The sequence below is a fragment of the Pedobacter sp. SYSU D00535 genome (genome assembly GCF_017355855.1).
GTDB lineage: Bacteria > Bacteroidota > Bacteroidia > Sphingobacteriales > Sphingobacteriaceae > Desertivirga.
On record NZ_JAFEWD010000003.1, the window covers coordinates 1 to 19,110 of the forward strand.

The window sequence follows — 19,110 nt, forward strand, 5'->3', positions numbered from 1 at the left end:
GTGACATCTGAGCCGGATCGTAAGGCTTAAAAACTACCGCTGTTGAGCGCTTTGTTCCCATGCCTCAATTTACCGAAATCTACTCCTTTATACAAGAAAAGAGGCTGCCCTTTTGAGACAGCCTCTTTTTTTATGCCTGCTTTAACTGGTTTTCCTCCAAAGCTTATTTAAATAACCCATCAAAATCCCGTTGATGTCCTCCGAAAGCTTAAATCCAATAATGCACAACAGGTAGATCGCACTTAAGATTCCTGAACGGACTAAGACATCTATATATAGATTATCAATCCGCGGAAGCAGGTAGACAGCACCATAGGCTATCCCTCCAATGATTAAGACATAAAGGTTCTTCATCGAAAAAGGTTGCATCTGAAAAGCTTTCAGGATAAAGAGATATCTAAAGCTGTTGAATACAAGATAGGAGGCAGCTGCAGCAATAGCAGCCCCAGTTATTCCAAACATGGGAATAAATAGTAGGTTGAACAAGATAGTTATCCCGATCATTCCCAGATAAAAAAGAGAGTCATATTTAAAATATTTGGATGTACTCAAAATTACACCGTTCGTTCCTGTAGCTGAATCAATGAGATTTGCTAAGCCAATAAAAAAGATAACATATTTTCCTGCAGCGTACTCAGGGGGGATAAGCAAAAAAATGGAGTCTACGTTTACCCAAACCACTTCAAAGATAAAAAGGGCTGCTATCAATTGGTTGAGGCAGCTTTTACGATAGATCGTGTAGATATTGGCTAAATCGTTCCTTTTCCAGGAGTCGGCGATGATGGTATAGGAGATGCTGTATAGCGATCTGGCAGGCAGGGTGATAATGGTGCCAAACTGAAAGGCTATACTATAGATGGCAACCTCATTAAGTCCGAATGCCCGGTTTACCATCAAAACATCAATGCTTTGCACTAAAATAGGGGCAGAGCCGGTAAGTATAGCAAACAGACTCATCCCCACCAGTTTTTTCCTGATTTCACCCGTTACAAAGCTGAGTTGAGGATTTAAGTTTAACTGCTGTCGCCCATAGAGAACAGAGGCTAAAAGGATGGTAGGGATCATATTCGCGACCAGCCACAGCGGCATGAATTTTTGAAACGTCAGGATTTTTGAGGTTACGAGCAGGATTGGCACCAAAATGAGCAACCTTTTTACAAATTCTCTTAATATTCTTCCCGTTATAGTATCGTAGAGACACTGGTTATAGATTTCAAGAACATTAAAGTACAAGGTAAAAAAGGTCAGGGGGATCAGGTACCAATAATAGTCTTTGAATATGGAAGACTTCTGCGCCTCCTGATTAATAATTTCGTCTTTGAACGCAAAGCTTACAATTGAAAATAGAATAAAACCAATAAGCGCAACTGTGCAAAAAAGAAAAAGATAGCCGTTGTGGTTCTTTTTCGGGTCGCGGAAATATGGGAAGTATCTGGCCGTACCGTTGAAGCCCAGAATGGCAAATTGTGCAAAGAGCATCGATAGATAAGTCTGAATATTTATCAGGCCCAGCTGGTCAGGATTTAATGCATGGGGGAGTAAAAAAACCTGCGTTCCGAAACCAATTAGTATTCCCAGGTAGGAATAGAAAGATCCCTTAAGAGTTTGTTGCTGAATAATCCCCATTCTTTTATTTATACCCTTCCCTTTACGTATTAAAGTATATTTTTGAAAACCGCATGGTAAAGATAGAATATAAAATTTGCGTGGTGACTGTAACCTACGGCGATCGCTGGGAATTTCTCCGCCAAGTGCTGAAAAGGGTGCTAGGTTGGGAGCAGGTGAGTCAGGTTATCGTCGTGGATAACGCTTCTGTGTACTCTGTCACTTCGGCTGTTAGCGATTTGGAGGACGAGCGTGTGCTGGTGAGCCGACAGGAGGAGAACCTGGGCTCTGCCGGAGGGTACAAAAAAGGACTGGAGCTGGCATCTCAGTTACATTGCGATTTTGTTTTTTTACTAGATGATGATAACCTTCCCGATGAAGATGCTGCTGCTAAATTAGTTTCTTTGTGGGCCGAGCTTCCGGGCAAGGAGGAACTAAGAGCTCTATATTGCCTGAGGGAAGATAGAGTGGCTCATATCAAAATAGCCAGCGGCCAACCACCTTCCCGATTTTACCTGACTCCAAACAATTTCCTTGGATTTGATCTGTTTAGGATCCCGGTCAATCAGTTCTATAAGTTGAGAGATAAACTGGTAAAGAAGACACCATTCAAACGCCTCGCCGAAATTCCCTACGCCCCCTATGGGGGACTGTTTTTTAAAAAATCTCTTCTTAAATCCATTGGCTATCCTGATGAACGGTTTTACCTATATGTAGACGATTCGGAGTACACTTATCGAATTACAAAACAGGGGGGGACAATTTGGCTTGTCACTGACGTAAAAGTCAACGATATAGACAAATCGCAGGGTATCGGCTACAAAGGTGGGCCTTTCCGCTCAATTTTGTTAGACTGCTGGAGCTTTAGAACGTATTACCACGTGCGCAACATGATCTATTTCAATAGGCGCGAGGCAGTCCAAAATAAATTGGTGTTCAAACTAAATAAGCATTTATATTTGACATGGTTGAAAGTGCTCAGCCGAGCAAACTCTAAGGATAAGGAATACCAAAGCCTAAAGAAAGCTGTTGACGATGGGCTACAGGGTAGTTTAGGACGCAGATACTTTTAAATAAAAATGAGTGAAATAAAGAGATATCATATAATTCAGGCTTTTATAGATAAAATTAAAGAAAGAAAGCCCGCTGTGAATTATGTAGAGATTGGGGTGCAGACCGGTTTCTGCTTCTTTAAAATTAAAGCAGATCGAAAAGTTGCTGTTGATCCCAACTTTATCATAAAACCCACAAAAAAGCTGAAAGCTTATCTCAGAAATTTTTCCAATTTCCGAAACGTGTTTTTTGAGATCACAAGCGACGAGTTCTTCGAAAAGAAAGCACAGTATCTTGCGGAAATCGGAGGCATCGATGTTATTTTTATCGACGGGTTGCACATGCATGAACAGGTAGTTGTCGACGTGGAAAATGCACTACGTTTTTTAAATACCGGAGGCGTTGTACTAATGCACGACTGCAATCCAATCTCCGCAGCCGCGGCAGCAAGAGCTTATTCTCCAAAAGAACTCTGGGCCAATCCTCCTGAAGGCTGGACGGGAGAATGGAATGGAGATACCTGGAAGGCTTTGGTAGAACTTAGATCCCGACGAAAGGATTTGCAAATTGCAGTTTTTGACTGCGACTATGGGATAGGATATGTTACCCCCGGAAGTCCTGAAAACACGCTCGCCTATAGCTCAGAGGAAGTTAAAGCTTTATCGTATGATGATTTGGCAACTGAGCGCACCAGACTGCTGAATCTGAAACCTGCAGACGCATATAAAACATATCTAGAAGCTATTTAGTTGTTTCAAGTAAAATGTATTCCGGATGCAAAACTTAGCCCCCATCGCTTTATTTGTTTACAATCGGCCAGAGCATACGCGTCGCACCTTAAAGTTTTTGCAGCAAAATCTGCTCGCGGATGAGTCGCGGCTGCATATTTTTTCTGATGCGGCGAAGCGGGCGGAAGATGAGGCGAAGGTGGCAGAGGTAAGAACTTTGATCAGGAATATAGAGGGCTTTAAATCGGTAGAAGTAATCGAGCGGGATATCAATTTAGGACTTGCTAATTCGATTATCGATGGAGTGTCAAAGCTAGTGGATGAGTATGGGAAAGTCATCGTATTTGAGGACGATTTAATCTCTTCTTCAGCTACCCTTCAGTATTTCAATGATGCCCTCAACAGGTATGAGCAGGAGGAGAAAGTGATGCACATTGGGGCCTATATGTATCCTATAGATGCTGCTGTGCTTCCCGAAACTTTTTTTGCCCGAATCGCTACCAGCTGGGGCTGGGCAACCTGGAAAAGGGCCTGGACTCATTTTGAGCCCAATATCGACACGCTTATCACCCAATTTGATAGCCAGAAAATCAATGACTTTTCCATCGATGGGACAATGAACTTCTGGAAGCAAATCCAGGAGTTTAAATCGGGGAAGAACAACTCCTGGGCGATTAGGTGGTACGCTTCGATCTTTCTGAAAGAAGGCCTTTCGTTAAACCCGGCTTCCTCTTTAATCAATAACATTGGGCACGACGGAACCGGCGTTCATTCTGGAGTAAACAGCATCTATAGCGTGACAGTCGACAGTAAAACAATAACCGAATTCCCGGACGAGCTGAAGGAACATCCCGAAGCTTACCTGGCTATCAAGTCGTTTCTCCAAAAGAGGAAAGGTAATTTGTGGCAACGGGCGATGCGCTTTATGCAAGAAAGGATGACAATGGCAAAACTTCGGTAGCTATTTTTTCGCCTGAAGAACGATATAAGGAGAAAGTAGTTTCGATTCGAACCCTAAAATTTTCGTAGGGATCTTACCCGCATACCAAAGGGTTTTAATAAATGCCTTTGTCAGTGCTGATTTTTGGTCTTTGTTCTCCAGCCAAACACTAAAGCCGCCGAAGTAATCTACCGAGATATCTTTAAGCCCCAACTCCTCAGACACCCGACCCAACATAGCCACGTCCATCGATTTCATGTTATGCTTCAAATAGTTCTCCTGGTCGAAGTTTTTCTGCACCCACCCATTAACGCCTGTGAAATTAGGAAGTGTAATAAACAGGGTACCCCCAGGCTTTAAAAAGCTTAGATGCCGTTGAATGATGTCTTTGGTGTCTTCAAAATGTTCAATCAAGCCACAGGATAGAACCAAATCGAAGCTCGCTTCAGGCTGATAGTTGAAAACATCTGCTTCAATGACTTTAATTTCGTTTGCTGCAAGATCATTCGCCTCTGCCACTTCCCGGAGTATTCCCGCGTGCACAAAATAGTCGAACAATGTGCTTTCGAGGTTGAAGTATTTCTTGAGGAAGATGGTATAATAGCCGGGGAAACCTCCCAGTTCAATAGCTGTTTTCACTCCTTCTTTTTCAATTATTCCCGTTAGCTGCTGGTGAAACAAATAGTTGCGGGGAATAGGCACCGCGAGGTTTTTCTTAGATTCCCAATAACTTTTCCAGAATTCGCGATCTGTTAGTTGATTTTCCATCCTGAAGCAAAGAAAGAAAAAAGAAAGCAAATGAATTGTATTTTTGAGGGAGTGAAAGTTGTACAAATCAACACGTATGATGGCAATGGCGGCGCAGGTCGGGCCTGCCTTCGGTTAAATAAGGCATTAAGATCGGCGGGGGTGGAGTCGGAGGTTTGGGCCTATTACAAGTTTGGTACGAATCCCGACATAAATAGCTTTTCTCCAGGTTTTCTCCGCCGCGGGGTCGCTGCTTTCGGAATCTTACTGGAGCGCTTCATTTCTTCTTTTGTCGCTAAAAAGCTTAAAATTCCATTTTCTGTTCCCGTTTGGGGAAGAAATATTGCCGGCCATCCAGCAGTAAAATCGGCTGACATCATTCACATCCACTGGATCAATCACGCCTTTCTTCGGCCCAGGGAGCTGGCTAAGTTGGCGGCACTGAATAAGCCTATTGTATGGACGTTTCACGATAGCAATGCCTTCACGGGCGGCTGTCATGTCCGATATGGCTGTGACCATTTCGAAAATGAGTGTGGCAACTGCCCGCTTCTAAAGCAAAGTAATCCGGACGATATCTCCCACAAAATTTGGGTGGCGAAGGAGAAGGCTTATAGAAAGCTTCCGTTTTCCATTGTGGCACCTAGCAACTGGATGAGGAGTTCGGTGGGAAGAAGTAAGCTTGCCGCTACTAAGCCTACCCTGGTGATTCCTAATACCCTGGATACTGCTGTTTTCCAAGCTACTGATAAGCTGCAGGCAAGAAAGCTGCTGGGACTACCCTCAGACAAATTTATCATGCTGAGCGGTTTTATGCCTTCCCGGAAGGATTTGCACAAGGGGACACCCTACCTGCTGGAGGCGCTCGAAATTCTGATTACTAAAAATTTTGCGGACAAGGACGCGGTAGAACTGCTCGTGTTTGGAAACCGCGACGAAAAGAACGTTCCTGACTTTCCGGTAAAGGCCACCTTTCTTGGGACTATCTCAGACGATGTGCGACTGGCGCTCTGCTACAGCGCCGCCGATGTTTTTTTGGCTCCCTCGTTGGAGGATAACCTTCCCAATACGGTAATGGAAAGTCTTTCTTGCGGCACACCTGTGGTTGCTTTCACTACCGGGGGAATTCCCGACATGGTGCAGCACCAGGAGAATGGATACCTGGTGACTTATAAATCATCTGAAAATCTGGCGGAAGGTATCCGCTGGGTTTACAACCATCCCAACAAGGAAAAAATTAACAATGCAGCAAGGACGGGGGTGCTGGAGCGCTTTTCGGAACACGTCATCGCTCAGCAGCATCTTTCCTTATACCAGCAACTTTTAAACAACTATGGAAAGCAGCTGGAATCCTAGGCTATCTGTCATCACTATCGTTTACAACAACGTGAGGGACATTGAACGAACCGTGCTTTCTGTGCTTAATCAAACCTACGAGAATATAGAATACGTTGTGGTGGATGGTGGATCAACAGACGGAACGCTCGAAATATTGCGAAAGTATTCTTCAAGGATAACCCGCCTGGTTTCTGAACCGGACAGGGGGATTTATGACGCCATGAATAAGGGCCTTTCACTGGCTACCGGCGACTATGTGTTGTTCATGAATTCGGGCGATGAGATCTATGCGGAGGATACAGTGCAAAAAGTGTTTGCTACTGAACCTGGAGCCGACATTTATTATGGTGAAACGGAGATGTTTGACGAGCGCTGGCAGAGCCTGGGGCAGCGAAGACATAAGGCACCCGAGAACTTAAGTTTCGCTAGTTTTAAGTACGGGATGAGTGTAAGTCACCAGGCTGTTTATGTTCGTCGTGCCATCGCTGTTCCCTACGATCTCCACTATAAACTAAGCTCGGACATCGACTGGGTATTGAAGGCCATAAAGCGTGCAAAAAAGATAGTGAATACGCGTATGTATGTAGCTAAGTATCTGGTGGGGGGGATGTCAAAGAAGAAACACCGCCAAAGCCTTGAAGAGCGATTTCACATCTTTAGCCGGCACTACGGCGTTTTACCAAATGTTGTGAATCACGTGGTCATTGCCTTTAAGCTTTTTTTCTACTACGTAAAGCATAGAAGGACGAATGATTGACAGCCTGGGCGGCTCCGGCTTCCTGTACTTTGCTCTGCTGGTGGCAATCGGGCCGCTCATCCTAATGGGGGTAATTCTTCCTTTTTTGAGAAGTAAAAGTACGGATTCTGGGATAGAGCCACCCCGGACGCTTAAGTTTCAATTGAACAAAACCGAGAGGTTACGAGCAAAAGCTCTGCTCGTTTACGGCATCCTTTTCACCACCATCCTCCTTTTGCTGATGCTTTACCGGCAGGAGCTTCGTTATCTTCATGTATTCCTGGCCGCTTACTTCCTGATGAACGCCATTACCCACTGGAAGCTTGTGGCATTTGAGGAAGGCAAAAAACTAATTTTTGACGTCGACTACTCGGTGTATGAATACCAGGATGGGAGCCGCAGATTTGTTTTCAATCATGCGGATATTCGAAAGATAGTAATTCATCAATATCTCTTCCGCCTCCGGCACGCGAAAGTAGCGGATATTTTTCTTGAAGATAGAGTGATTAGGATTTCTACTGCCCTCGTAAATTTTGAACGGTTGCCTCTTTTCTCATCGGTTCCTGTCGACTATAAGAATTACCTGATCCGGGTAACATTGCCGGCGACTGCAAAGTAAGTGCATAAAAAAAGCAGAACCACTGGCTCTGCTTCCCTTAATTCCTTTTTTAAGGCTTATGCTTTTTCCTCTTCTTCTTTTCTCCTTCTGAAGGAGCTGAAGCCAGCAAATCCTAAACCTCCAACGAGCAATATGGAAGATATCAGAGAGACTGTTTCTCCGCTATAATAGGAGGCAGGCTCAAACTTGAATTCCACTTTGTGATTCCCGCCTGGTAGCTGAGCTGCTCTTAGCAGGTAGTTCGCCCTGAAGTAAGGGATCTTGTTGCCATCCACATAGGCATTCCAGCCCTTATCATACCAAATTTCCGAGAATACGGCAATGAGGTCGTTAGGCGCAGTATATTCGTAAACCAAGTGGTCGGGTTTATAGCTGACAAGCTCAATAGAGGAATTCGTAATAGTACCCAGCTTTTTCTCGTCAATTAGCGACTTGAAGCTCTCGTGCACAATCGCTTCCTTCTTAGGATCGAAGCTGCTGATTGCCTCCATCTCCTGCTCATTACTTTTTACGTAGAGAACGTCCGTTACAAACCAGGCATTACCCGCAGCCGTCTCGCGGTTCTGGATACGTTGCGACTGCCCGTCCTGCGACATGGTAATAGCATATTTGGTGTTCAGCATATCCAGCACATCTTCGTTGATGGAGTTGTTGAACTGCTTGTCGATTACTTCCTGGAAGCGCTTTAGTTTAGCGGCATGGTATCCTCCTATAGATTTATGGAAGTAGGAAGCTCTGGCGCTTTGGAAGGTGCTTTCTGTTAAATCGATTACCCGGTAGTGTCCCTGATCTCTTAAAATAAGCTCGTCTACCTGCCTTGGTTCAAAAACCATGTTAGTAGGTTCAACAAAGTTTTCATTGTTGAGGTAGCGCTTGTCTACCGACCACATGTCTACCAATATCGCCACAGTTAGTATGATGAAGGCCACTTGTGGCTGTAGCTTCTTTTGAATAAGGGCCCAGGTTAGCGCCGCTCCAATCAGCACAAAAATAAGCGAGCGTAAGGCGTCCATTCTTGCCAGGCTTTCCCGGTCCTCGATCAGGGCATTAGCAATTGAAGTAGCGAAGCTGGCATCTCCACCTGTAATTTGGGTTAACTGCTGAATCAGATCCTCGTGCCCCGAGTTTCTGAAAGCAAGCAACAAGGAAGGGAAAATGATCAGAATAAGTAGTAGTCCGCCGACAATGTAAATGGAATACTGAAGTTTTTTAATCAGGTCCTTTTTGTCCAAGCCTTCTGTTGTAATCTCTTTTACTGCTAGAATGGCCAGGATCGGGAATAAAAATCCGGTAACCGCCAGAATAGATTCTACCGCTCTGAACTTATTGTAAAGCGGGAAGTAGTTAAAGAACAAGTCAGAAACAAGCGGGAAATGTTTACCGAATGAGAGCAGGATCGTCAGTATCGTGGCTCCGACAATCCACCATTTTAATGGCCCCCTGACAATAAACAATCCTAAGACAAATAAAAGGCAGACGATAGCTCCGAAATAGTAAGGCCCCGCTGTGAATTGTTTCTCGCCCCAATAGGTGGGAAGTTGTTTCGCAAAGCCAGTGGCTTGCTCGGCAGGTACTCCACGTTCAATGAGTGTCTTAGCAACTTTTGAATCCTCGTCTAGTCCGCCCGCTGAAGCACCACCGTAAGCATTGGGAACGAGGAAAGTAACGATTTCTCCTACTCCCTGACTCCATCCGTAAGCATATTCTCTGTCAAGGCCGTTGGAAGGCGCATTCCCTTCTGTTTTTAAATTTGATTTACCGCGAGTACTCTCCTGGCCGTACTCATACGTTGTCCAAAGCATGCTTGCATTCACCCCGACAGAGATCATAGCTGCTACAGCCAAATAAGCTATTGATTTGAAGAATGCTTTCGTTTCTTTCTTTTTGATGGCATTATACAGTTCCACACCAACTAGAATCAAAATGGCCAGGAAAAGATAATAGGTCATCTGGATGTGGTTCGCTCGGATTTCAATCGCCAGAAACAAGGCGGTAAGAGATGCCCCCAGTAGATATTTTCCTCTTAATGTAAGGATAATGCCTGCAAGAATAGGAGCGAAAAAAGCAATCGCAAAGGCTTTGTTACTGTGTCCCGCCTCGATGATCTGAAAGTTGTAGGAGGTAAAGGCGAAAGCAATTGCCCCGGCGGCCGCAAGCCATGGACGCACTTTCAAGACGCAGAATAACAAGTAGGCCCCTAAAAGATATAAAAGAACAGTATCGATCGGGTTTGGAAATACAATTTTGAAGAAGGAAACGATATGGGTCGCGATGTTATTAGGGTATTGAGCCCAGATCTGGAAGGCTGGCATCCCACCAAACATGGAGTTAGTCCATAGCGGTGCTTTCCCCTCACTCGCTTTATAGTCCATGATTTCTTTCTGCATGCCTTTTGCCTGCAACACATCGTGCTGGCTTAAGGCTTTTCCTTGCAGGGCTGGACTGAAATAAATGAAACACAAAACGATAAAAAGGCCAATAATGGCCAAATGGGTTCCATTTCGTTTAAACCAATTAGTCATTTCTTAATTATTTGTGGAAATCAAAAATAGAAAAAAGGATAGATGTGCAATGGGAAATGTTGAGATGGGAGCACGAGCTACTGGTAGTCCCCGAAAAAATACCCGGAACTACCAGTAGAATATCAAGTAGCAGGACGCTATTTAATTTCTTCAAAGTCGATAAAGTCGCCGGCTTTGTCAGCGGCACGTGCTTCTTTATCTTTTGGCGGAACGTAGTCTACATGCAACTGGCCCGTCGGCTTTTGCTGTCTGTACTGTTGTTGATTATATGGCGCTCCCTGTTGGCGGAATTGCTGATTTACCTGTTGTTGCGCCTTGTTCACCATCTTTTGGAATAGCATGGGGAGTACAATGCGAGCAATGAGTTTCAACAGATACAGAACAAGGATAGTTATAAAAAGAATTTTAAGTATCATAATTATTAGAATGCAAATATGACTACAATAACGTTGAAAAGTTTCAAAACTAATTTGAAGCTTACAAATGTATGATGATTTTTACTCTTCAACTATTTCAATAACCCTACCAATTTGTCCGTCTTCCAGTCTTACTTTAATTCCTCGTGAGTGAAAACTCGAGCTCGTTAACAAGTCTTTTACTATTCCCCTGGTGCGTTTTCCGCTGCGCTGGTCTTTTTTAAGGATAATCTCTACCTCTAATCCGGGATATATGTCTTTTCTATTTTGTCCGTTCATGTTTATTAATAACTCTTGATGGGAATTGAATTGTATTTATTGAAGGAGTACAACGGAAGCCACTTGCGTTCAGCTAACTATTTTTCTCGGGTTGACATAATTGAGAGCTTCGACTCTCTTGAAATCATTGTCGTTGTCAGCGATTAAAGTAAGGTCATTGACGAGAGCAGTAGCAGCAATAATTGCGTCGGGTAGTTTTAAACGAAAATCTTTCCGTACGCGAATCGTTTCGCTGGTTACCGTTGCGGACATCCCAATAATATTGGATGCTGAAACAAATGATGAATAGATAACTAAGTCGGCGTCACTGGGAGGACTCCAGGCTAATAACTTTATCTCTGATATGAATGAGATATTACACTCTTCATCAATAATTGCATCAATAAAGCGAAGCCCCGCAAAGGGTAGAGTATTATTGATATACTTGATAACCGCGCTCGTGTCTATTAAATATCTCGTTGCCATTCATTCCTCAATGAAGTGAGCTGTCGATTTATATCCTCCTCACTCATTGGGCTCTGTACCTGTTTTCTCAGGCCGGACAGCGAAACTTTTTTCTTTATCACTTTAATCAGGTTTAACTCCTCCATATCCAACAGGAGTTTCATTGCTTTTGGGTTGTTGATTTCTATTTCTATTGTATCCATTAACCCTCCTTGATTTTCTACAAAATACAAAAATAAAGCCATTCCACTAGCCTTTCATCTTTACGCCAAATCGTTCCTCCATCATTTTTTCCAGAGCAAACATCTCGTCCCTTAACTTGGCCGCTAAAAGGAAGTCCATGTCTTTGGCTGCAGCCAGCATTTCCTTTTTAGTTTTGTCGATAGACTTTTGAAGCTCCGGCTTACTCATGTACTGCACAATTGGGTCTGCAGCGATACTGTTTGCTGTTTCGGCCTCTATGTAAGCTTTTTGGACGCCACCCTTGAAATCGACAACCGAAGTCTGTTCGATAATGGCCTCTTTAGATTTTCCAACGGTTCTAGGGGTAATTCCGTGTTCCTCGTTGTATCGTATCTGTTTCTCCCGGCGCCGGGTCGTTTCTTCGATCGTCACCCGCATACTTTCGGTGATATTATCCGCATACATAATCACGCGGCCACGATCATTACGGGCTGCTCTGCCTATCGTCTGGATCAAAGACCTTTCTGAACGCAAGAAGCCTTCCTTGTCGGCGTCGAGGATGGCAACCAGCGAAACTTCCGGTAAATCCAATCCCTCGCGCAATAAGTTGATCCCCACTAAAACATCAAACTCTCCAAGTCGTAACCCACGCAAAATCTCTACCCGTTCCAGTGTTTTAATTTCCGAGTGAATGTATCTTACCTTAATCCCCAGGCGGTCCATGTATTTGGTCAGCTCTTCCGCCATGCGCTTGGTCAAGGTGGTTACCAGTACGCGGTCTCCCTGTTTTACGGTCTTGTCCACCTCGTCCAGCAAGTCGTCGACCTGATTAATGGCGGGGCGGATATCGATAGGCGGATCCAAAAGTCCCGTCGGCCGGATTACCTGTTCCACTACCACACCGCCAGTTTTCTCCAGCTCATAATCGCCCGGAGTAGCACTTACGTAAATGGTCTGCGGAGCGAGTCGCTCAAATTCCTCGAAGTTGAGCGGACGGTTGTCCAGAGCTGCGGGTAGGCGGAACCCATAGTCTACCAGCGACATCTTTCTTGACCGGTCACCTCCATACATCGCCCTGATCTGGGGCACTGTTACGTGACTTTCGTCGATCACCATTAGGTAATCATCCGGGAAGTAATCCAGCAAGCAGAAGGGACGCATTCCAGGCGTTCTGCCATCGAAAAACCTTGAATAGTTCTCGATACCACTGCAATAGCCTAACTCCCTGATCATCTCCAGATCATAGTTAACCCTTTCTTCCAGCCTTTTAGCCTCCAAAAATCGCTGTTCGGTAACAAATTGCTGCTTTCTTACCTCAAGCTCTTCCTGAATAGCCCAAACCGACTGGTTGAAGCGATCCTTTGGTGTAATAAAAAGGTTGGCGGGGTAAACCACCATATGGGTCATCTTTTCAATTGTTTTTCCCGTTGCCGGATCTATAGCGCTGAGCTCTTCGATATCATCCCCAAAGAAACAAACACGATAGGCATAGTCCATATAGGCCGGGTAGATGTCCACAGTATCTCCCTTTACCCGAAAAGTACCCCGTCGAAAATCAGCCGTGGTTCTGGAATATAAGATCTCTACCAGGCGGTGAAGAAAAGCATTCCGGCTGATCCTGGTTCCCACGGCAAACTTGAACACGGAGTTGTAGAAGTCTTCGGGGTTACCCATACCGTAGATACAGGAGATAGAAGAAACCACAATCACATCACGGCGTCCCGACATCAGTGCAGATGTTGTACGCAGTCTTAACTTTTCAATTTCATCATTGATCTGAAGATCCTTCTCAATGTATGTATTCGTTGTCGGCAGGTAAGCCTCCGGCTGATAGTAATCGTAGTAGGAAACAAAGTAGTTGACTGAGTTTTCAGGAAAGAACTGTTTGAACTCTCCATAGAGCTGAGCCGCCAGGGTTTTATTATGACTTAAGATCAACGTCGGCTTCTGCGTCTGCTGAATAACGTTCGCTACCGTGAAGGTTTTCCCCGAGCCCGTCACCCCTAAAAGGGTTTGGTAATGCTCCTGAGCCTGAACTCCTTCTACTAGCTGACGTATCGCCTCCGGTTGGTCACCTGTGGGTTGATAGTCAGATGTTAATTTAAACTCCATTATTTCAAAGATAGTGATAACAAAAATTATCGCAGGTTATTAACGAACATAGTGCGTTTAAGTGTGTCATAAGGTTTTAAAATTCGACCCGAAATTTTTACAATACGGGAAACTAAAGGGTGCAGCAATAGTTATTAATAGGTGGATGAGCAAAAAGCATAGGCAGCAGTTTTTCTTTTGAAAATAATTTAACTTTAGCTTGTGATATTTCTATTAAGCGATACCCCTTCTGTCGGTAATAATTTTATCGCCGAACTACGTGATGCGCAGATTCAACTGGACAGCATGCGTTTCCGAAAAAACCTGGAAAGATTAGGAGAGCTATTCGCCTATGAGATAAGTAAAAAGCTTAGCTACGTTGAAACTGAGTTCGAGACGCCGCTGGGAACGGCTCTTGTGCCGATCATCCAGGAACATCCGGTTTTAGCTACGATACTCAGGGCTGGCTTGCCACTCCATCAGGGTTTGCTTAACTTTTTCGATAAAGCAGATTCTGCTTTCATTGCGGCGTATCGTCAAACAACCAAGGGAGGCGGTTTTGTAGTTCAGAAAGAATATGTAACCACCCCAGACCTCAACGGGAAAATTGTCGTCGTGTCTGATCCTATGCTGGCAACGGGGCAGAGTATGGTGCTAAGTTGCAAGGAGCTGCTGGATCAATACCAAATCAAACAACTGCACATAGTCTCTGTGATTGCAAGTTCTGAAGGTGTGGCTCATGTAAGAGCGAATCTTCCCAAAGCACATTTGTGGCTGGGAGCTATTGATGAAGAAATGACCACTAAAGCTTACATCGTTCCTGGTTTGGGAGATGCAGGCGACCTGGCTTTCGGGGAGCGGGACTAATTCAGTACAGCGAATTAGCAGAGAGCAATCTCTTTGACCTCAATTATTTGCATATTTGTATGTCTATCAAATAGCATAATAATGACTTACCGCCATATATTCTTCGATCTTGATCATACCATTTGGGACTTTGATAAGAATGCCGAAGAGACCCTCCGGGAACTTTACCTGACCCATAGTTTGGAAGAGCTCGGACTGACTTGCCCGACTACTTTTATTGAAACATATACCCGAAATAATCACGAACTCTGGGCCTCCTACCACCTGGGGAAAATTACCAAAGACCATCTTCGGGAAACCAGGTTCAGGAAAACGTTTATCGACCTCGGTCTTACTCCTGAGCTGATTCCACTGGCTTTTGAGGAAGACTACGTTCGTATCTGTCCAACAAAAACAAATCTTTTCCCAAAAGCTCACGAGGTGCTGTCTTACCTTCAAAATAAATATTCCCTGCATCTGATTTCGAACGGCTTCAAAGAATCCACGGAGCTAAAAATTGAAGTAACCGGACTTGGAAAGTATTTCGACAACATCGTGATATCAGAAGTTATCGGGGTTAATAAGCCAAACCCTGCTATTTTCGAGTTTGCGCTTGATGCAGCAGGGGCTAGAAAGGAAGAAAGCATCATGATCGGGGATAGTATTGAAGCGGACATTCGTGGCGCCATGGCTTTCGGAATGGATGCCATTTTTTTTAATCCTTTCGGGAAAGAGAAGCCGGATGATATCAAACATCAGATAGTTTGCCTTGAGGATCTAATGAAATTTCTATGAGTGTAAATGATACGGCCAAAGCCATTTTGAAAGCATTGCAGGAATACCACGAGCTTTTGAATTCGATTTCTGACGAGGAATTTCTGCAGCAACCTGCAAGGGGCGGCTGGTCCTGTTCTGAGGTGTTCTGCCATATCGCCCAGGCTAATCTTGGCTCCATTTTGGCTATTGAGAAATGTATTCATGGGAGGGCGAGCGCCGGCAAATATTCTGTGCCGTTTATTACCCGGATAATACTTTTTCTTGGACGACTTCCCGGAGGAAAATACAAAGCACCCGATACTATAGCATCCATGGTGAAAAAGATAAGCAGGGAAGAGGCAAGGAATCAGCTGATCAAATTCACCGGGCGCTTGAAGGATGTAACACCCAAGATAGCTAAAGCGTCTCCTTACTGCCGCGTAAAACATCCCCGGCTGGGAATGTTGAACTCTGAAGAGTGGCTTCGGTTTATTGAGATCCATACTAAACACCACCTGAAACAAGTCTATCGTGTTCGAAAGAGCCTTGCATTCGCTGTAGCTTAAACGAGTACTAACCAATTACTTAATCACTTCTTAATACTCTCCTAATTTCTGATTTGCATTTTCGTTAAAAAAATGGAATGGAATCGGAAGTAGTTGTCGCACTTATGTTGGTCTGCCTGCTGGTGCTGGGCCTGGTGTTCCTCTTCGGCCCGTATGAGTTCTATTTTGAGGAGGAAGATGACTAGAGCAAAAGCTATCCTTTCAAATAAACCGAATGAATAAACGAGAAGTAGAACTGGTCGTGATTTCGGATGTGCATCTGGGAACTTACGGCTGTCATGCCAAAGAACTTTTGAGATATCTGAAAAGCATCAAGCCCAAAGCTTTAATCCTTAACGGCGATATTATTGACATCTGGCAATTCAGCAAGTCTTATTGGCCAGAGTCGCATATGAAAGTCGTTCGAAAGATTATGAAATTTATTTCTGAGGGCACGTCCGTTTACTATCTTACCGGCAATCACGATGAGATGCTTCGGAAGTTTGCCGAGATGAACATAGGCTGCTTTCATTTGGTAAATAAACTGGTACTAAACTTAGATGGTAGAAAAGCCTGGTTTTTTCACGGCGATGTTTTTGATGTTACCATGCAGCACAGTAAATGGCTGGCCAGGTTGGGTGCAGTAGGATATGATACATTGATTTTGTTAAACCGTTTTGTAAACTGGTGTCTAACGCTTGCAGGACAAGGGAAAATGAGTTTCTCAAAACGGATTAAGGCGAAGTTTAAAGATGCAGTGAAGTTTATCAACGATTTTGAAAACACAGCTGCTGATTTGGCTATTGATAAGGGATATGATTTTGTGGTGTGCGGACACATACATCAGCCTGAAGTACGGGAAATTGTGACTCCTGCCGGAAAGGCTGTTTATTTAAACTCGGGCGACTGGGTGGAAAATCTAACCAGTTTGGAATATAATGAGGGAAAGTGGGAGATCTTCAGGTACGCTGCGGACTATTTCGCAGAGGAAAAGTTTGTGGATACCGAGCCAGCCGACCTGGAGAACCTGGCAGATTTGCTTAATGTGAAAATGTTGCTGGAACAATTTAAGGCGGAAAGTATATAAGATTCTGATAATTTTGGGGATGCGAATATTATTTGCAGTACAGGGAACAGGGAACGGACACATAAGTCGTGCCCGCGAAATTGTTCCCTTGCTAAAGCAGTACGGAACCGTGGATATGCTGATTAGCGGAACGCAGGCAGATGTTTTGCCTGAAGAGCCGCTGCAATATCGCTTTCATGGCTTTAGTTTTGTGTTTGGCAAGAAGGGCGGGGTAGATCACTGGAAGACATATAAGTGCATGAACCTTCCACGTTTATGGAGGGATATCAAATCCTTGCCCTTGAAAAACTACGACCTCATTATTAATGATTTTGAACCGGTGACTGCCTGGGCTTGCCGTTTTCAGGGCAGGCCAAGCGTTGCCCTAAGTCATCAGGCTGCTTTTCTTTCTAAAAAAACGCCTCGTCCGATTGGTACCTATCACTGGCAGGAGTGCCTCTTTTCGCATTATGCGCCTGCGACACACAAGGTTGGTTTTCATTTTGATAAGTACGATAACTTTATTCATACTCCGGTAATCAGAAGTGAGATTAGAAATCAGGATGTTAAGAACTTCGGACATATCACTGTCTATCTTCCCGCTTACCACGATAAGTATTTGGTGAATCTGTTGAAGCGTATCCCCGAGTATCGCTGGGAGATTTTCTCAAAGCATGCTAAATCCTGTTATACGGATAAGAATATTTCGGTCAGACCCATCAATAATGAGCTTTATAACAAGAGTGTAGCAAGCTCAGCCGGTCTGCTTACAGGTGGGGGCTTTGAGAGCCCTGCAGAAGCTCTGTTTCTGGGTAAAAAAGTAATGGTGGTCCCTATGAGGAACCAGTACGAGCAATTGTGCAATGCTGAGGCTGCGCGACATCTGGGAATTCCTGTGCTTAACTGCTTCAATGATAGTGCGATCCCAAAATTGAAGGAATGGTTGTCTGTTAGCTCTGGGCCGCAGGTTCACTACCCCGACGAGACTGCTTCTATCGTTGATAGTCTTGTAAAAAAATACTCTTCCAAGTCCTGATTTCCATTCTGCCAGCTTTTAGTTAATATTGTCCTGTAAAGACGATTTCAGGGATGATTGAACAATTTAAAAGATTAAACCCGGTAAACCTGCTGTTTTTAATTGCGATTGCGGTGTTTATCAGGATCGGGATATTTCTGCAAACACCTGAAATCTCCAGTTTCGATATCCTCGAACCCTATGCTAACTATGTAGTTAGTATCGACTCTCAAAATCTGTTCTCTCCGGCTGCCAACGCGTTCTTCGCTCTAGTGGTGACGCTGATTCAGGCAATTATTTTCAGTCGGGTGGTGAATAACTACAATCTGTTAGGTAAGCCTTCGTTTCTGCCTGGCTTGATGTACATTACCGCTTCCAGCTTGTTGACGCCCTTTTTGGTGTTAAGTCCTGCATTGCTCTGTAATTTTCTGATGATCTGGCTCATTCACCGATTTCTGAGCGTTTATCGGAAAAATGAGGCCCGATCGGTAATGTTTGACTGCGGGATGATCATTGGGGTGGGTTCCCTTATTTATTTTCCTTTCGCTACCATGCTGGTAGTGCTTTGGATAGCCCTTGCTATCTTTAGGCCCTTCAACTGGCGGGAATGGGTGGCGGGAATAGTGGGATTTATGACCATTTTCTTTTTTCTTGGCGTATTCTATTATTTGAACGACTCCTTTCAGGAACTAAATACTTCTAAAATGCCCCTGGCCCACGCATTTCCTAAAAATTTGAACATCAATCTGTACGATTACATAGTTGTGGCGCCCTTGCTATTGATTATGGTGCTTTCCGTCGTCTCTCTTCAGCAAAAGCTATACAGGAGCAATATGCACATCCGTAAATCTTACCTGTTGCTCTTCTTCCTGCTTGTTTTTGCCTTCCTGTCGTTTTATCTTAAGCCTGATTATCACCTCTATCACTTCTTGTTGGCGGTTCCGCCGGTAGCCGTCTTCATGTCGCATTATTTCATGAATGCCAGCAAAAAGTGGTTTTACGAAAGTCTCTACCTACTACTAATAAGCTTTATTATTTATTTTCAATTCCACTAGGCAGATTGCTTCGGAAGGCAGCGGCTGCGCGTTCGCTACCCGCCACATTAACCTTTTTTAACAAAATAAAAAGTCATAACATCCAAATTTTGAATAGTTTTGCCCCTGTGAAATTCGGAGTAACAG

20 protein-coding genes are annotated in these 19,110 nt (G+C 44.2%); 12 read left to right on the plus strand and 8 right to left on the minus strand.

Going from position 1 to position 19,110, the window contains the following annotated elements:
- Positions 1–141 precede the first annotated feature (141 nt).
- Positions 142–1,626 carry a lipopolysaccharide biosynthesis protein gene (locus tag J4N23_RS08035; RefSeq protein WP_207426443.1) on the minus strand — a complete coding sequence of 495 codons (1,485 nt, stop codon included), beginning with the start codon at positions 1,624–1,626 and terminating at the stop codon, positions 142–144.
- 53 nt (positions 1,627–1,679) lie between these two features.
- Here J4N23_RS08035 and J4N23_RS08040 point away from each other — a divergent pair, with 53 nt between their 5' ends.
- The 3 genes from J4N23_RS08040 to J4N23_RS08050 are packed head-to-tail and all read left to right on the plus strand — an operon-like array spanning position 1,680 to position 4,347.
- Positions 1,680–2,678, plus strand: coding sequence for a glycosyltransferase (locus tag J4N23_RS08040; RefSeq protein ID WP_207426444.1), 999 nt, complete (start codon positions 1,680–1,682; stop codon positions 2,676–2,678).
- A 6-nt stretch (positions 2,679–2,684) separates the two neighbouring features.
- Positions 2,685–3,407, plus strand: a complete 723-nt coding sequence (locus J4N23_RS08045; protein WP_207426445.1) for a class I SAM-dependent methyltransferase — start codon at positions 2,685–2,687, stop codon at positions 3,405–3,407.
- A 25-nt stretch (positions 3,408–3,432) separates the two neighbouring features.
- Positions 3,433–4,347, plus strand: a complete 915-nt coding sequence (locus J4N23_RS08050; RefSeq protein WP_207426446.1) for a sugar transferase — start codon at positions 3,433–3,435, stop codon at positions 4,345–4,347.
- Here J4N23_RS08050 and J4N23_RS08055 read toward each other — a convergent pair whose 3' ends face one another.
- The gene (locus tag J4N23_RS08055) at positions 4,348–5,094 is read right to left on the minus strand and encodes a bifunctional 2-polyprenyl-6-hydroxyphenol methylase/3-demethylubiquinol 3-O-methyltransferase UbiG (protein WP_207426447.1); all 747 of its coding nucleotides are present in this window, start codon (positions 5,092–5,094) and stop codon (positions 4,348–4,350) included.
- Between the two features lie 30 nt (positions 5,095–5,124).
- Here J4N23_RS08055 and J4N23_RS08060 point away from each other — a divergent pair, with 30 nt between their 5' ends.
- Genes J4N23_RS08060 through J4N23_RS08070 form a run of 3 tightly spaced genes read left to right on the plus strand, consistent with a single transcriptional unit; the run spans position 5,125 to position 7,766 of the window.
- Positions 5,125–6,429, plus strand: coding sequence for a glycosyltransferase family 4 protein (locus J4N23_RS08060; protein WP_242689161.1), 1,305 nt, complete (start codon positions 5,125–5,127; stop codon positions 6,427–6,429).
- Positions 6,407–7,168: a glycosyltransferase family 2 protein gene (locus tag J4N23_RS08065; protein WP_207426448.1), complete on the plus strand. Its 762-nt coding sequence runs from the start codon at positions 6,407–6,409 to the stop codon at positions 7,166–7,168. Before J4N23_RS08060 ends, J4N23_RS08065 begins: the two co-directional genes overlap by 23 nt.
- On the plus strand, positions 7,161–7,766 hold the full coding sequence (locus tag J4N23_RS08070) for a hypothetical protein (RefSeq protein WP_207426449.1): 606 nt from the start codon (positions 7,161–7,163) through the stop codon (positions 7,764–7,766). The genes J4N23_RS08065 and J4N23_RS08070 overlap by 8 nt, the downstream gene beginning before the upstream one ends.
- A gap of 56 nt (positions 7,767–7,822) precedes the next feature.
- On the opposite strand, the gene J4N23_RS08075 is transcribed toward J4N23_RS08070, so the two are convergent.
- The 6 genes from J4N23_RS08075 to uvrB form a co-directional block, all read right to left on the minus strand.
- Positions 7,823–10,288, minus strand: a complete 2,466-nt coding sequence (locus J4N23_RS08075) for a YfhO family protein (protein WP_207426450.1) — start codon at positions 10,286–10,288, stop codon at positions 7,823–7,825.
- Positions 10,289–10,425: 137 nt separating this feature from the next.
- Positions 10,426–10,704, minus strand: a complete 279-nt coding sequence (locus J4N23_RS08080; protein WP_242689162.1) for a DUF4834 family protein — start codon at positions 10,702–10,704, stop codon at positions 10,426–10,428.
- A gap of 81 nt (positions 10,705–10,785) precedes the next feature.
- A complete protein-coding gene (locus J4N23_RS08085; protein ID WP_207426451.1) occupies positions 10,786–10,983 on the minus strand; it encodes a YwbE family protein in 198 nt (65 codons plus the stop codon).
- Positions 10,984–11,052: 69 nt separating this feature from the next.
- Positions 11,053–11,448: a type II toxin-antitoxin system VapC family toxin gene (locus tag J4N23_RS08090; RefSeq protein ID WP_207426452.1), complete on the minus strand. Its 396-nt coding sequence runs from the start codon at positions 11,446–11,448 to the stop codon at positions 11,053–11,055.
- Positions 11,430–11,630: a hypothetical protein gene (locus J4N23_RS08095; RefSeq protein WP_207426453.1), complete on the minus strand. Its 201-nt coding sequence runs from the start codon at positions 11,628–11,630 to the stop codon at positions 11,430–11,432. The genes J4N23_RS08090 and J4N23_RS08095 overlap by 19 nt, the downstream gene beginning before the upstream one ends.
- 46 nt (positions 11,631–11,676) lie before the next feature.
- The gene (gene uvrB / locus J4N23_RS08100; protein WP_207426454.1) at positions 11,677–13,722 is read right to left on the minus strand and encodes an excinuclease ABC subunit UvrB; all 2,046 of its coding nucleotides are present in this window, start codon (positions 13,720–13,722) and stop codon (positions 11,677–11,679) included.
- A 201-nt stretch (positions 13,723–13,923) separates the two neighbouring features.
- Between uvrB and upp the strand changes: the two genes are divergently transcribed.
- From upp to J4N23_RS08130, 6 genes are all read left to right on the plus strand, one after another.
- Positions 13,924–14,568, plus strand: a complete 645-nt coding sequence (upp, locus tag J4N23_RS08105; RefSeq protein WP_207426455.1) for a uracil phosphoribosyltransferase — start codon at positions 13,924–13,926, stop codon at positions 14,566–14,568.
- An 81-nt stretch (positions 14,569–14,649) separates the two neighbouring features.
- On the plus strand, positions 14,650–15,342 hold the full coding sequence (locus J4N23_RS08110; RefSeq protein WP_207426456.1) for a YjjG family noncanonical pyrimidine nucleotidase: 693 nt from the start codon (positions 14,650–14,652) through the stop codon (positions 15,340–15,342).
- Positions 15,339–15,869: a DinB family protein gene (locus tag J4N23_RS08115; RefSeq protein ID WP_207426457.1), complete on the plus strand. Its 531-nt coding sequence runs from the start codon at positions 15,339–15,341 to the stop codon at positions 15,867–15,869. Before J4N23_RS08110 ends, J4N23_RS08115 begins: the two co-directional genes overlap by 4 nt.
- Before the next feature lie 214 nt (positions 15,870–16,083).
- Complete coding sequence (locus J4N23_RS08120) at positions 16,084–16,935, plus strand: UDP-2,3-diacylglucosamine diphosphatase (RefSeq protein WP_207426458.1); 852 nt, start codon at positions 16,084–16,086, stop codon at positions 16,933–16,935.
- A 19-nt stretch (positions 16,936–16,954) separates the two neighbouring features.
- Positions 16,955–17,950, plus strand: coding sequence for a glycosyltransferase family protein (locus J4N23_RS08125; protein WP_207426459.1), 996 nt, complete (start codon positions 16,955–16,957; stop codon positions 17,948–17,950).
- A gap of 53 nt (positions 17,951–18,003) precedes the next feature.
- Positions 18,004–18,984 (plus strand): DUF6427 family protein, encoded by a 981-nt coding sequence (locus J4N23_RS08130; protein WP_207426460.1) that lies wholly within the window; start codon positions 18,004–18,006, stop codon positions 18,982–18,984.
- Positions 18,985–19,110 lie beyond the last annotated feature (126 nt).

Excerpts from the sequence above, each read along its gene's own strand:
- J4N23_RS08035 (WP_207426443.1), bottom strand. The coding sequence starts at position 1,626 with ATGGGGATTATTCAGCAACAAACTCTTAAGGGATCTTTCTATTCCTAC.
- J4N23_RS08040 (WP_207426444.1), top strand. The coding sequence starts at position 1,680 with ATGGTAAAGATAGAATATAAAATTTGCGTGGTGACTGTAACCTACGGC.
- J4N23_RS08045 (WP_207426445.1), top strand. The coding sequence starts at position 2,685 with ATGAGTGAAATAAAGAGATATCATATAATTCAGGCTTTTATAGATAAA.
- J4N23_RS08050 (WP_207426446.1), top strand. The coding sequence starts at position 3,433 with ATGCAAAACTTAGCCCCCATCGCTTTATTTGTTTACAATCGGCCAGAG.
- J4N23_RS08055 (WP_207426447.1), bottom strand. The coding sequence starts at position 5,094 with ATGGAAAATCAACTAACAGATCGCGAATTCTGGAAAAGTTATTGGGAA.
- J4N23_RS08060 (WP_242689161.1), top strand. The coding sequence starts at position 5,125 with ATGAATTGTATTTTTGAGGGAGTGAAAGTTGTACAAATCAACACGTAT.
- J4N23_RS08065 (WP_207426448.1), top strand. The coding sequence starts at position 6,407 with ATGGAAAGCAGCTGGAATCCTAGGCTATCTGTCATCACTATCGTTTAC.
- J4N23_RS08070 (WP_207426449.1), top strand. The coding sequence starts at position 7,161 with ATGATTGACAGCCTGGGCGGCTCCGGCTTCCTGTACTTTGCTCTGCTG.
- J4N23_RS08075 (WP_207426450.1), bottom strand. The coding sequence starts at position 10,288 with ATGACTAATTGGTTTAAACGAAATGGAACCCATTTGGCCATTATTGGC.
- J4N23_RS08080 (WP_242689162.1), bottom strand. The coding sequence starts at position 10,704 with ATGATACTTAAAATTCTTTTTATAACTATCCTTGTTCTGTATCTGTTG.
- J4N23_RS08085 (WP_207426451.1), bottom strand. The coding sequence starts at position 10,983 with ATGAACGGACAAAATAGAAAAGACATATATCCCGGATTAGAGGTAGAG.
- J4N23_RS08090 (WP_207426452.1), bottom strand. The coding sequence starts at position 11,448 with ATGGCAACGAGATATTTAATAGACACGAGCGCGGTTATCAAGTATATC.
- J4N23_RS08095 (WP_207426453.1), bottom strand. The coding sequence starts at position 11,630 with ATGGATACAATAGAAATAGAAATCAACAACCCAAAAGCAATGAAACTC.
- uvrB (WP_207426454.1), bottom strand. The coding sequence starts at position 13,722 with ATGGAGTTTAAATTAACATCTGACTATCAACCCACAGGTGACCAACCG.
- J4N23_RS08110 (WP_207426456.1), top strand. The coding sequence starts at position 14,650 with ATGACTTACCGCCATATATTCTTCGATCTTGATCATACCATTTGGGAC.
- J4N23_RS08115 (WP_207426457.1), top strand. The coding sequence starts at position 15,339 with ATGAGTGTAAATGATACGGCCAAAGCCATTTTGAAAGCATTGCAGGAA.
- J4N23_RS08120 (WP_207426458.1), top strand. The coding sequence starts at position 16,084 with ATGAATAAACGAGAAGTAGAACTGGTCGTGATTTCGGATGTGCATCTG.
- J4N23_RS08125 (WP_207426459.1), top strand. The coding sequence starts at position 16,955 with ATGCGAATATTATTTGCAGTACAGGGAACAGGGAACGGACACATAAGT.
- J4N23_RS08130 (WP_207426460.1), top strand. The coding sequence starts at position 18,004 with ATGATTGAACAATTTAAAAGATTAAACCCGGTAAACCTGCTGTTTTTA.